12 protein-coding genes and 2 tRNA genes are annotated in these 12,635 nt (G+C 58.0%); 13 read left to right on the top strand and 1 reads right to left on the bottom strand.

Annotated elements, in window-relative coordinates; genetic code table 11:
- Positions 1 to 180 precede the first annotated feature (180 nt).
- A complete protein-coding gene (gene greA / locus FBAL_RS14805; RefSeq protein WP_013346391.1) occupies positions 181 to 657 on the top strand; it encodes a transcription elongation factor GreA in 477 nt (158 codons plus the stop codon).
- 48 nt (positions 658 to 705) lie between these two features.
- Here the strand turns inward: greA and yhbY are convergent, their stop codons facing one another.
- Entirely contained in the window at positions 706 to 1,008 is a 303-nt protein-coding gene (gene yhbY / locus FBAL_RS14800) for a ribosome assembly RNA-binding protein YhbY (protein WP_013346390.1), read from the bottom strand.
- A gap of 126 nt (positions 1,009 to 1,134) precedes the next feature.
- Here yhbY and rlmE point away from each other — a divergent pair, with 126 nt between their 5' ends.
- From rlmE to truB, 12 genes are all read left to right on the top strand, one after another.
- Entirely contained in the window at positions 1,135 to 1,764 is a 630-nt protein-coding gene (gene rlmE, locus FBAL_RS14795) for a 23S rRNA (uridine(2552)-2'-O)-methyltransferase RlmE (RefSeq protein ID WP_013346389.1), read from the top strand.
- 41 nt (positions 1,765 to 1,805) lie between these two features.
- Positions 1,806 to 3,767: an ATP-dependent zinc metalloprotease FtsH gene (gene ftsH, locus FBAL_RS14790; protein WP_041251321.1), complete on the top strand. Its 1,962-nt coding sequence runs from the start codon at positions 1,806 to 1,808 to the stop codon at positions 3,765 to 3,767.
- A gap of 59 nt (positions 3,768 to 3,826) precedes the next feature.
- On the top strand, positions 3,827 to 4,663 hold the full coding sequence (gene folP / locus FBAL_RS14785; RefSeq protein WP_013346387.1) for a dihydropteroate synthase: 837 nt from the start codon (positions 3,827 to 3,829) through the stop codon (positions 4,661 to 4,663).
- Between the two features lie 180 nt (positions 4,664 to 4,843).
- Positions 4,844 to 5,626: a triose-phosphate isomerase gene (tpiA, locus tag FBAL_RS14780; protein WP_013346386.1), complete on the top strand. Its 783-nt coding sequence runs from the start codon at positions 4,844 to 4,846 to the stop codon at positions 5,624 to 5,626.
- A 7-nt stretch (positions 5,627 to 5,633) separates the two neighbouring features.
- The gene (secG, locus tag FBAL_RS14775) at positions 5,634 to 5,954 is read left to right on the top strand and encodes a preprotein translocase subunit SecG (RefSeq protein WP_013346385.1); all 321 of its coding nucleotides are present in this window, start codon (positions 5,634 to 5,636) and stop codon (positions 5,952 to 5,954) included.
- A gap of 27 nt (positions 5,955 to 5,981) precedes the next feature.
- Positions 5,982 to 6,067 (top strand) — tRNA-Leu (locus tag FBAL_RS14770).
- Between the two features lie 83 nt (positions 6,068 to 6,150).
- A tRNA-Met gene (locus FBAL_RS14765) sits at positions 6,151 to 6,227 on the top strand.
- 326 nt (positions 6,228 to 6,553) lie between these two features.
- On the top strand, positions 6,554 to 7,009 hold the full coding sequence (gene rimP, locus FBAL_RS14760) for a ribosome maturation factor RimP (RefSeq protein ID WP_013346384.1): 456 nt from the start codon (positions 6,554 to 6,556) through the stop codon (positions 7,007 to 7,009).
- 27 nt (positions 7,010 to 7,036) lie between these two features.
- Complete coding sequence (gene nusA, locus FBAL_RS14755) at positions 7,037 to 8,539, top strand: transcription termination factor NusA (protein WP_013346383.1); 1,503 nt, start codon at positions 7,037 to 7,039, stop codon at positions 8,537 to 8,539.
- A 25-nt stretch (positions 8,540 to 8,564) separates the two neighbouring features.
- Positions 8,565 to 11,222 (top strand): translation initiation factor IF-2, encoded by a 2,658-nt coding sequence (gene infB / locus FBAL_RS14750; protein WP_013346382.1) that lies wholly within the window; start codon positions 8,565 to 8,567, stop codon positions 11,220 to 11,222.
- Between the two features lie 43 nt (positions 11,223 to 11,265).
- Positions 11,266 to 11,670 carry a 30S ribosome-binding factor RbfA gene (gene rbfA, locus FBAL_RS14745; RefSeq protein ID WP_013346381.1) on the top strand — a complete coding sequence of 135 codons (405 nt, stop codon included), beginning with the start codon at positions 11,266 to 11,268 and terminating at the stop codon, positions 11,668 to 11,670.
- Positions 11,670 to 12,614 (top strand): tRNA pseudouridine(55) synthase TruB, encoded by a 945-nt coding sequence (truB, locus tag FBAL_RS14740; RefSeq protein ID WP_013346380.1) that lies wholly within the window; start codon positions 11,670 to 11,672, stop codon positions 12,612 to 12,614. Before rbfA ends, truB begins: the two co-directional genes overlap by 1 nt.
- The last annotated feature ends 21 nt before the right edge of the window (positions 12,615 to 12,635 follow it).

Here is a 12,635-nt window from a genome sequence, read left to right as displayed (position 1 = left end):
TCAGGCTCGGTGGATTGCCGAGTCTGAACCGCACCACAACAAAACGCCGGACGGGATGACCCGCCGGCGTTTTGCTATTACAATCGGGAACAAAGGTGACATTCCCGACTTTCCCTAACGCGCCCGACACGTTCAGCCCAGGCTGGACGGGGCGTGTTTTTGCTGGAGAAAAAGAAGACTATGAGTCAGGTACCCATGACCGTTCGTGGCGCAGAACTGCTGCGCGAAGAACTGGATTATCTTAAGCACACCCGTCGCCCCAAGATCACCGAAGCGATTGCCGCTGCCCGTGAACTGGGTGACCTGAAAGAGAACGCCGAGTACCACGCTGCCCGTGAAGAGCAGGGTTTGACCGAAGCGCGCATCCGCGACATCGAGAGCAAACTGTCCGTGGCGCAGATCATCGACGTCACCAAGATCCCGAACAACGGCCGCATCATCTTTGGTGCGACCGCGACTCTGCTCAATGTAGAGAGTGATCAGGAAGTGACCTACCGCATCGTGGGTGATGACGAAGCGGACCTGAAAGCGGGTCTGATCTCCGTGAACTCCCCGATTGCGCGCGCCATGATCGGCAAAGAGCTCGACGATGTACTGGTGGTGAAAGCCCCATCCGGCGACATCGAGTACGAAGTGGTCGAGGTTAAATACCTCTGATCCCTCAGGCCACAAAAAAGCCGCCCCGAGGGCGGCTTTTTTGATGGCTTACTTGGCTTTCGGCAGCTCGATCTTTGGCTGTTTGGAAGGCCGGTACAGCACCTGGATATGGCCAATCACCTGAACCTCGGTGGCTCCGGTTTCGCGAGCGATGGCGTCCATAATGGCGCGCTTCATTTCGCGGTCTTCAGTGGCGGCTTTCACCTTGATCAGTTCATGGTGATCCAGCGCCTGTTCGATCTCGGCCAGAACCCCTTCGGTCAGGCCGTTGGCACCGAGCAGCACGACCGGGCGCAGGCTGTGGGCCAGCCCTTTCAGGTACTGCTTTTGCTTATTGGTCAGTTGCGTCATCAGGCACTCTTTTTGACGTGGTGGACTTGAAAAGCGCGTATTCTAACGCCATCTATAGCCTAATACTAATGGTAGCGGTCGTGAATCGGCCAGATACCCTGAATCCTCGGAGAGATTCCCGGCGGCATGACTAAGAAAAAACACAGTGCCAGTTCCAAACGCTGGTTGACCGAGCACTTTGACGACCAGTACGTAAAAAAAGCCCAGAAGCAGGGCCTGCGTTCCCGTGCAGTGTTTAAACTGGAAGAGATCCAGGGCAAAGATCGCCTGCTGAAACCCGGCATGAAAGTGGTCGACCTCGGTGCCGCACCGGGAGGCTGGTCGCAGTACGCCACCGAACAGGTGGGTCAGGACGGCATGGTGATCGCTTGTGACATTTTACCGATGGACCCAATCGCCGGTGTCGACTTTCTGCAGGGTGACTTCCGTGAAGAAGCGGTGCTTAATGCATTGTTAACACACATCGGTGACGAGAAGGTCGACGTGGTGATGTCTGACATGGCGCCTAACTTCTCTGGAGCCGGTGCGGTGGACCAACCTCGCGCTATGTATCTGGTGGAGCTGGCCTTTGACATGTGCCACCAGGTGTTGAAGAAAAACGGCGCCTTTGTGGTCAAAGTGTTCCAGGGCGAAGGCTTCGATCAGTACCTGCAAGAAGTCCGTTCCGTGTTTGGCAACGTAAAGATCCGTAAACCCGACTCCTCCCGTGCCCGTTCGCGTGAGGTCTACATTGTGGCAAGCGGTTACAAAGGGTAAGCTAGCCCTGATAAACCAAGGAATATGCGAGGTCCCATACCTTGAGTGACATGGCAAAGAATCTGATCCTGTGGCTGGTGATTGCCGTGGTGCTGATGACGGTTTTCCAGGGGTATTCCCCATCGTCTCGTACCAACAATGCCATGGATTACGGCACCTTTATTAGTGCCATTAACGACGGACAGGTCGGCTCGGTGGAATTCCAGCCCGACGGCACCACCATCAAGGGTCAAACCCGAGGTGGTGAGAAGTTCGTTACCTACATGCCGATTTACGACGAAGATCTGATCAACGACCTGTACAAGCAGAACGTTCAGATTAAGAGCCTGCCGCCGGAGCAACCCAGCGTGCTGGCCCAAATCTTCATCTCCTGGTTCCCCATGCTGCTCCTTATCGGGGTGTGGATCTTCTTTATGCGTCAGATGCAGGGCGGTGGCGGTAAAGGCGCCATGTCCTTCGGCAAGAGCAAGGCCCGTCTGATGAGCGAAGACCAGATCAAAACCACCTTCGCAGATGTCGCTGGTTGTGACGAAGCGAAGGAAGAGGTGGCGGAACTGGTGGATTACCTGCGTGACCCGAGCAAATTCCAGAAGCTGGGCGGTAAGATCCCGACCGGTGTTCTGATGGTGGGTCCGCCGGGTACCGGTAAAACCCTGTTGGCCAAAGCCATTGCGGGTGAAGCCAAGGTTCCCTTCTTTACCATTTCTGGTTCTGACTTCGTTGAGATGTTCGTGGGTGTGGGCGCGTCCCGTGTCCGTGACATGTTCGACCAGGCCAAAAAATCCGCCCCCTGCATCATCTTTATCGATGAGATCGATGCGGTAGGTCGTCAGCGTGGCGCCGGTCTTGGCGGTGGTCACGATGAGCGTGAGCAGACCCTGAACCAGATGCTGGTTGAGATGGACGGCTTTGAAGGCAACGAAGGCATCATCGTCATCGCGGCCACCAACCGTCCGGACGTACTGGACCCGGCGCTGCTGCGTCCCGGCCGTTTTGACCGCCAGGTCACTGTGGGCCTGCCCGACGTTCGCGGTCGTGAACAGATCCTGAAAGTGCACATGCGCAAAGTGCCGCTGGCCGAAGGCGTGGATGCCGCCCTGATTGCACGGGGTACTCCGGGCTTCTCCGGTGCGGATCTGGCCAACCTGGTCAACGAAGCCGCCCTGTTTGCTGCTCGTGCCTCCAAGCGCCTGGTGGCGATGGAAGAGTTCGAGAAGGCCAAGGACAAGATCATGATGGGTGCGGAACGCCGCTCCATGGTGATGTCTGAGGACGAGAAGAAGATGACCGCGTACCACGAAGCGGGCCACGCCATCGTGGGTCGTATGGTGCCGGAGCATGACCCGGTCTATAAGGTCTCCATCATTCCTCGTGGTCGTGCTCTGGGTGTCACCATGTACCTGCCTGAGCAGGACCGCTGGAGCCACTCCAAGCAGCACCTGGAGTCGATGATCTCCAGTCTGTACGGTGGCCGGATTGCCGAACAGCTGATCTACGGTGATGACAAGGTCACCACCGGCGCCTCCAACGACATCGAACGCGCCACCGAGATCGCCCGTAAGATGGTGACTCAGTGGGGTCTGTCCGAGAAGCTGGGTCCGATGAACTACGCCGAAGAAGACGGTGAGGTGTTCCTGGGTCGCTCCATGGCCAAGGCCAGCCACATGTCTGACGAAACGGCGAAGATGATCGACGAAGAGGTGAAGGACTTTATCGACCGCAACTACCAGCGGGCGCGCACCATCCTGATTGAGAACATGGATATCCTCCACTCCATGACGGATGCGCTGATGAAGTACGAAACCATCGACGCCAAACAGATCGATGACCTGATGGAGCGTCGTCCGGTTCGCGCCCCTGCGGATTGGAACGACACCGATGCCGGCAACGGCAAGCCGACCGGTGGCGCCCCGGCTGATGACACCGAGACCAAGGTGGAAGAACCGGTCGCGGTAAAAGCCGACGCCAGCGCGGACAAGGGCAACGAAGCCCCGGCCAAGTAAGGCCGACCCTATCTAAAAACCCCGCATCGCGGGGTTTTTTGTTTGAGGATGCATAACCGATGAAGCTATCTACTGGCCAGCGCTCGCTGGACCTGTCTCAACCCCGCATCATGGGGATCGTCAACGTCACCCCCGATTCCTTCTCTGACGGCGGTCGTCATCATCAACGGGATGCGGCGGTGGCTCACGCCCTGATGTTGGTAGAGCAAGGCGCCACCATTCTCGATATCGGTGGGGAGTCCACCCGCCCCGGTGCGGCCGATGTGGCCCTGGCGGACGAGTTGTCCCGCACCATTCCGGTGATCGAAGCCCTGCGCGGCCGGATCGGTGACGAGGTGCTCATCTCCATCGACACCTCCAAAGCGGAAGTGATGCGCCAGGCGGTAGCGGCCGGGGCGGACTTGATCAATGATGTGCGTGCCCTGCGTGAGCCAGGGGCGTTGGAAGCGGCGGCAGAGACTGACGCCCTGGTGTGCCTGATGCACATGCAGGGGCAGCCACGCACCATGCAGCAGGAGCCTCACTACGAGGATCTGTTCGGCGAAGTCACCGACTTCCTGGCCGAACGGGTGGCGGCCTGTGAGCAGGCCGGTATCGGACGGGAGCGCCTTATTCTCGATCCCGGCTTTGGCTTTGGCAAAACCCAGCAGCACAACTACCGTTTGCTGGCTAACCTCGCCCCGCTGCAGGCGCTGGGATTGCCACTGTTGATCGGGCTGTCCCGTAAGCGGATGATTGGTGACCTGCTGAACCGCCCCATGGACCAGCGTGCCGTGGGCAGCGTGACCGCCTCGCTGCTGGCTGTCCAGCAGGGGGCCGAGCTGGTGCGGGTTCATGATGTGGCTGAGATGCGCGATGCCCTGATGGTGTGGCAGGCCACCCGAGCGCAGCAATGACGCTGTGGCGGGAAGGGGCAGTGAGCCTGCTCCCGCCATTGTTGCTAAAAACGAGGGATTTTCACTCGCATTGGGCAATGTTTCAGCGAACGCGCCTGTTGCTGACGAAAACTCGTTGAAGGGCCTTGTCAGTGATAGGCCAGTTCGATATTATCTCGCCCGCTTTCGAAGGAGATGCATATGGCCCTGAGACGCCCTATGGTGGCTGCCAACTGGAAAATGGATGGTAGTCAACAACTGGCGAACGAGCTGTTCGACAAGTTCAAGCAGCTTAAGGACGATTCCGTTGAGGTGGTCCTTTGTCCGCCCAGCATCTACTTGGATAGCGTGCAGAAGTTGCACGAGGCCAATCGCGAAGCGCTTTCCGATTGCCTGGTTCGACTGGGTGGCCAGAATCTGAGCCACCACGAATTCGGCGCCTATACCGGTGAAATCTCCGGTAAAATGCTTAAAGAATTCGGCTGCAGCTATGTTATCATCGGTCACTCCGAACGCCGTCGTATGTACGGAGAGACCAGCGATATCGTGGCGGATAAATTCGCCATGGCACAGAAGGTGGGATTGACTCCGATCCTCTGTGTGGGGGAGTCCCTTCCGGCTCGCGAAGCGAACCGCACCTTTGAGGTGATCGCCGGAGAGTTGGACGCCGTGATTAAGAAACACGGTACCCTGGCCTTCGATAACGCGGTAATTGCCTATGAGCCTCTTTGGGCCATTGGTACCGGTAAGAGCGCCACCCCTGAGCAAGCTCAGGAAGTGCACGCTTACATCCGTCGGCGTTTGTCTGAAGTGTCGCCCTATATCGGTGAGAACATTCGGATTCTCTACGGTGGCAGTGTGAAAGCCAGCAATGCGGCTGACCTGTTTGCCCAGCCGGATGTCGACGGTGGATTAGTCGGCGGTGCGAGTTTGAATGCCAGCGAGTTTACTACGCTGTGTCGCATCGCCTCAGAAGCGGAATGAGCGAAAAATGTTCGAGATTCTGATGGTTGTTTACCTGCTGGTGGCACTGGGCATTATTGGCCTGGTTCTGATTCAGCAGGGCCAGGGTGCAAGCATGGGTGCCTCTTTCGGTGCCGGCGCTTCCGCCACTCTGTTTGGTTCCAGTGGTTCAGGTAACTTCCTGACCCGTGCGACTGCCTTACTGGCAACCGCATTCTTCGTTCTGAGCCTGGTGCTGGGTCGCATGTCTGCCCACTCTGCCAAGCCGACCGAAGGTTGGGACGAAATCAATGTTCCTGTTGTGGAACAGCCCGCCGAGACTCAACCGTCTGGCGACGTGCCGAACTGAGCACGCTAAACAACAGTTAAACTCTGTGCCGAGGTGGTGGAATTGGTAGACACGCCATCTTGAGGGGGTGGTGAGCATTGCTCGTGCGGGTTCAAGTCCCGCTCTCGGCACCAATTTTTCGAAAGCTGGAGAGTCCAGTTTTCAGTCAAAATATTGCGTCAGGATAGCCACCCGGGTATACTGTCGCCGACTTTGACGCGGGGTGGAGCAGCCTGGTAGCTCGTCGGGCTCATAACCCGAAGGTCGTCGGTTCAAATCCGGCCCCCGCAACCACTTTCCAATGGCGCGATGCGCACCGGCCCCAAACGCTGCTCATTTGGGACTCGGAATTGGATTCGCCGGTATCGAAACCTGACTGCCCGGTTCTGATACCGCCTCGTGGCCAACAGGCCTTGTCATTTTGACAAAGAAACCGTGGCGAGGACGGTGGTGTGTCGCTAGCGACCACCGATGTGCACTGCACATCAGAACAGGGTACAGTCAACTTAAAGCCCCGTTTTCAACCGGGGTTTTTTGTTATCTGCACTCTTGGGTTGGCTATCCTAGATAGTCGGGTGACAGGGCTTTATAGCCCTTTTTTTGTTTTAGAGGGGAAACCCATGTCAACAATGGAACAGCGCCTGACTGAGATGCTGAGCGAGCCCGTTGAGGCGCTTGGTTACGAGCTGTGGGGTATTCAGTACGTCCGTGCTGGTAACCACTCCACTTTGCGTCTGTTTATCGAACACGAAAACGGCATCACAGTCGATGATTGTGCTGCCGTTAGCCGCCAGGTTGGCGCGGTGCTGGATGTGGAAGATCCCATCACCACCGAATACAACCTGGAGGTCTCTTCTCCCGGGCTGGATCGGCCGTTGTTTACCGCTGAGCACTACCAACGCTACATGGGTAGCGAGGCGGTCGTGGTGCTGAACATGCCCATGGAAGGAAAGCGAAAGTGGCAGGGAGAAATTGTCGCCGTAGAAGGCGACATGGTGACACTGCGACACAATGAGAAAGACCAGGTAGTGGCCCTGCCCAATGTGCAGAAAGCCCACGTAATTCATAAGTTTTAACGGTTTCAGGGTGAAACGAGGCTGACAATGAGCAAAGAGATCCTGTTAGTTGCCGAGGCGGTGTCCAACGAGAAGGCCGTGCCGCGGGAGAAAATTTTTGAGGCGCTGGAGTTTGCCCTGGCGACCGCAACTAAGAAGAAGTACGAACTGGAGATCGACGTTCGCGTTGCCATCGACCAGCGTACCGGCGAATTCGATACCTTCCGTCGTTGGGAAGTGATCGAAGATGACGCCGAAATGGAAGTACCGACTCGTCAGGTATTCCTCTCCTCGGCTCGCGCCATGGAAGAGGATGAGACCATCGAAGTTGGTGACTTCGTTGAGGAACAGATCGAATCCATCACCTTCGACCGCATCACCACCCAGACCGCCAAGCAGGTCATCGTACAGAAAGTACGTGAAGCTGAGCGTGCCCAGGTGGTTGAGCAGTTCAAAGACAAAGAGGGTGAGCTGGTTACCGGTGTGGTGAAAAAGGTGAACCGCGATTCCATTATCGTGGACCTGGGCAATAACGCCGACGCCATCCTGTTCCGCGAAGAGATGCTGCCGCGTGAAAACTTCCGCCCGGGTGACCGTGTGCGTGCGCTGCTGCACTCCGTTCGCCTGGAGTCCCGTGGCTCCCAGCTGTTCCTGTCCCGTACCCGCCCGGAGATGCTGATCGAACTGTTCCGCATCGAAGTGCCGGAGATCGGTGAAGAGATGATCGAGATCGTGGGCGCTGCTCGTGATCCGGGTTCCCGCGCCAAAATCGCGGTGAAGAGCAATGACAAGCGCATCGACCCGGTCGGCGCTTGTGTAGGTATGCGTGGCGCCCGTGTTCAGGCCGTTTCCGGCGAACTGGGTGGTGAGCGTATCGACATCGTGCTGTGGAATGACAATACCGCGCAGTACGTGATCAACGCCATGGCACCGGCGGACGTTTCCTCTATCGTAGTAGACGAAGACGCCAAGTCCATGGACGTTGCGGTTGAAAAAGACAGCCTGGCTCAGGCTATCGGCCGCAATGGTCAGAACGTACGTCTGGCTTCTCAGGTAACCGGCTGGGAACTGAACGTCATGACCACCGAAGACATGCAAGAGAAGCATCAGGCGGAATCCGCCAAGCTGGTGACCCAGTTTGTTGAGTCCCTGGACATCGACGACGAGTTCGCCAGCGTGCTGGTGGACGAGGGCTTTACCAGCCTGGAAGAGATCGCCTACGTACCGGTTAACGAGCTGCTGGAGATTGAGGGCCTGGATGAAGAGACCGTTGAAGCGCTGCGTGAGCGTGCTAAAGCGGCCCTGACCACCCGTGCTCTGGCTTCTGAAGAGGCCCTGGACGGCGCCGAGCCGGCAGAGGACCTGCTGAACCTTGAGGGGATGGAGCGCCACCTGGCCTACGTACTGGCCAGCCGCGGTGTGGTGACTCTCGAAGATCTGGCGGATCAGGGCATTGACGATCTGAGCGATATCGAAGAACTGAGCGAAGAGCAAGCGGGCGAGCTGATCATGGCCGCACGTAACATCTGCTGGTTCGGCGAGGACGCCTGATTCGATCAACGGAGGAATAGTAATAATGACAGCGAAAACGTTAGAAGCGCTGGCAGCCGAAGTTGGCAAGCCGGTTGATCGCCTGCTGGCCCAGTTTGCCGAAGCAGGGATCAACAAGACCGCCGGTGATACCGTCAGCGAGGAGGAGAAGCAGAAGCTGCTGACCCACCTTTCTGAGCAACACGGTGGTAAATCCGAGCCCACTCGCATGACCCTTCAGCGCAAGACCCGCTCGACTCTGAGCGTGGCCAGCGGTGGCGGTAAGAGCAAGTCCGTTCAGGTAGAGGTGCGCAAGAAGCGCACCTACGTCAAGCGCAGTGCGCTGGACGAAGAGCAAGCCCAACGCGAAGCCGAAGAACAGGCTAAGCGTGAGGCAGAGGAACAGGCTAAGCGCGAGGCTGAAGAAAAAGCCAAGCGTGAAGCGGAAGCACAAGCCAAGCGCGAGGCCGACGAAAAGGCCAAGCGCGAGGCCGCTGAAAAAGCTAAGCGCGAAGCGGAAGCCAAGCGCGAAGTAGAAGCGGCCAAAGCCGATCCGGCGCAACAAGCGGCGGAAGAGCAAGCCAAGAAAGAGGCAGAAGCATTGTTAAAAGCCCAAGAAGCCGAAGCAGCACGTAAGGCCGAAGAGCAAGCCAAAGCGAAGGCGGAAGAAGCCAAGCGTCTGGCCGAAGAAAACGCCCAACGCTGGGCCGAAGAAGAAGCCAAGCGTAAAGAGCTGGAAAGCGCGGATTACCACGTCACCACCTCTGCTGCGGCTCGTGCGGCGGAAGATCAACAGGACGCTCGCGCCGAGCGCAGTGGTCCGCGTCGTAAGAAGAAAGCCGCTGACAAATCTCCGGGTGGTCGTAACGACCGTCGCGGCGGTCGCGGTAAGCGTGGCGTAAAAGCCCCGTCCACCATGCAGCACGGCTTCCAGAAGCCGGCTGAGAAAGTGGTTCGCGACGTTGAGATTGGTGAAACCGTGACTGTGGCCGAACTGGCTAACAAGATGGCGGTGAAAGCCACCGAAGTGATCAAGACCATGATGAAGATGGGCACCATGGTGACCATCAACCAGGTGATCGATCAGGAAACCGCTCAGCTGGTGGCCGAAGAGATGGGTCACAAAGTGGTCCTGCGCAACGAGAACGAACTCGAAGATGCGCTGATGGCTGACCGCGACACCGAAGCGGAAACCGTTGATCGTGCGCCGGTAGTGACCATCATGGGTCACGTTGACCACGGTAAAACCTCTCTGCTGGATTACATCCGTCGCGCCAAGGTTGCCGCGGGTGAGGCCGGTGGTATTACCCAGCACATCGGTGCCTACCACGTAGAAACCGGCAACGGCATGATCACCTTCCTGGATACCCCTGGCCACGCCGCCTTTACCAGCATGCGTGCCCGTGGTGCTCAGGCCACCGATATCGTGGTACTGGTTGTGGCTGCCGATGACGGTGTGATGCCGCAGACCATCGAAGCCATTCAACACGCCAAAGCTGCCGGTGTACCGCTGGTTGTGGCCGTGAACAAGATGGATAAAGAAGCCGCGGATCCGGATCGTGTTAAAAACGAACTGGCCCAGCACGAAGTGATCCCGGAAGACTGGGGTGGTGAGCACATGTTTGTTCACGTATCCGCCAAGTCTGGTATGGGCATCGACGAACTGCTGGAAGGCATCCTGCTGCAATCCGAAGTACTGGAACTGACTGCACGTAAAGAGGGCATGGCCCGTGGTGTGGTAATCGAATCCCGCCTGGATAAAGGTCGTGGTCCGGTGGCTTCCGTACTGGTTCAGGAAGGTACCCTGCGTCAGGGTGACATCGTTCTGTGTGGTCTGGAATACGGCCGCGTTCGTGCCATGCGCGATGAGAACGGTAAGTCCATCGAAGAAGCGGGTCCGTCCATCCCGGTTGAGATCCTGGGTCTGTCCGGTGTACCGGCAGCCGGTGACGAAGCCACCGTGGTTCGTGACGAGAAGAAAGCACGCGAAGTGGCACTGCACCGTCAGGGCAAGTTCCGCGAAGTGAAGCTGGCGCGTCAGCAGAAGGCCAAGCTGGAGAACATGTTCACCAACATGACCGAAGGCGATGTGTCCGAGCTGAACGTGGTACTGAAAGCCGACGTACAGGGCTCTCTGGAAGCGATTGCCGAATCCCTGCTGAAGCTGTCCACCGACGAAGTGAAGGTGAACATCATCGGCCGTGGTGTGGGTGGTATTACCGAAACCGACGCCTCTCTGGCTGCGGCTTCCAACGCCATCATCGTGGGCTTCAACGTTCGTGCCGACTCCGTGGCTCGTAAGACCGTGGACAACGAGAACCTGGACCTGCGCTACTACAGCGTGATCTATGATTTGATCGACGAAGTGAAGCAGGCGATGAGCGGTATGCTGGCGCCTGAGTTCAAGCAGGAGATCATCGGTCTGGCCGAAGTTCGTGACGTGTTCAAGTCTCCGAAGATCGGTGCGGTTGCCGGCTGTATGGTTACCGAGGGTGTGGTTAAGCGTAATGCCCCCATCCGCGTACTGCGCGAAAACGTGGTTATCTACGAAGGCGAGCTGGAGTCCCTGCGTCGCTTCAAGGACGATGTGGCGGAAGTTCGCAACGGTATGGAATGTGGTATCGGCGTGAAGAACTACAACGACGTTCGCGTAGGCGACCAGATCGAAGTGTTCGAAACCGTCGAAGTGAAACGCACCCTGTAAGGTGGATAAGAGGGGCTACGGCCCCTCTTTTTGGTGGAAGATTATGGCAAGAGAATTCAGTCGTACCCGCCGTGTCGGCCAGCAACTTCAACGTGAACTGGCGATGATCATTCAGCGCGAAATCCGCGATGAGCGTCTGGGCATGGTGACCGTAAACGAAGTGGAAGTGTCCCGCGACATGGGTTACGCCAAGGTGTTTGTAACCTTCCTGGATGACAATCCGGAAGCCGTTAAGCGCCAGATGGAAGCCCTGCTGGAACTGACTCCGCAGATCCGCATGCTGACCGCCTCCCGCGTGAAGATGCGCGTGATGCCGGAGCTGCGCTTCACCTACGATAAGTCCCTGGTGGAGGGCATCCGTATGGCCAGCCTGGTCAGCCAGGCGCGTAGCCAGGATGAAGCCAAGGCCGACCAGTTTGGCCGTGATGATGACGAGGAGCAGCAGTAATGACCCGTCGTCGTCCCCGTGGTCGCCCGGTAGACGGTGTGTTGTTGCTGGATAAGCCTCAGGGCATCAGCTCCAACCACGCGCTGCAACAGGTGAAACGCATCTACAACGCCGCCAAGGCCGGACACACCGGTGCCCTTGACCCGTTGGCGACCGGCATGCTGCCGATCTGCCTGGGTGAAGCCACCAAGTTTTCCCAGTTCCTACTGGACGCGGACAAGCGTTATACCGTTGTGGCTAAGCTGGGCGTACGTACCACCACTTCTGACGCCGATGGCGAAGTGGTGTCCGAGCGTCCGGTCAACGTTACTCTGGACCAGCTCAACAGCGCACTGGAAGGGTTCCGTGGCGAGACCATGCAGGTGCCGTCCATGTACTCCGCTCTGAAGTACCAGGGCCAGCCGCTGTACAAGTACGCCCGCGAAGGCATCGAAGTGCCCCGCGAAGCGCGCCCGATCACCGTATACGAGCTGGTGCTGAACCGCTTTGAAGGTGACGAGGTGGAGCTGGACGTACACTGCTCCAAGGGCACCTACATCCGCACCATCGTTGATGACCTCGGCGAAGTGCTGGGCTGTGGTGCTCACGTGAGCTTCCTGCGTCGCACCCAAGTGGCGGGTTACCCGTACGCCCGCATGGTGACGCTGGAGCAGATCCAGAACCTGCTGGACCAGGCCAATGACCAGGACCGCAAACCCAAGGAGCTGCTGGATCCGCTGCTGCTACCGATGGACACCGCCGTGGCGACTCTGCCCGAGGTGAACATGAACGAGTTGGTGGCCAGCTACCTGCTGCAGGGTCAGCCGGTACAGATCCCCGGTGCACCGAGCGAAGGCTCCGTGCGCCTGACCGTTGGCGAACAGCGCGCCTTTATCGGCCTCGGCACCATCAATGAAGATGGTCTGGTGGCCCCGAAGCGCCTGATCAACGTGCACCAGGGTTGAGCCCAACCGGCTAACCCGCTA

It is taken from the genome of Ferrimonas balearica DSM 9799 (genome assembly GCF_000148645.1).
Classification (GTDB): Bacteria; Pseudomonadota; Gammaproteobacteria; order Enterobacterales; family Shewanellaceae; genus Ferrimonas; species Ferrimonas balearica.
Note: the sequence above shows the minus strand (reverse complement) of the source record. Positions and strands in the feature narration are given on the sequence as shown.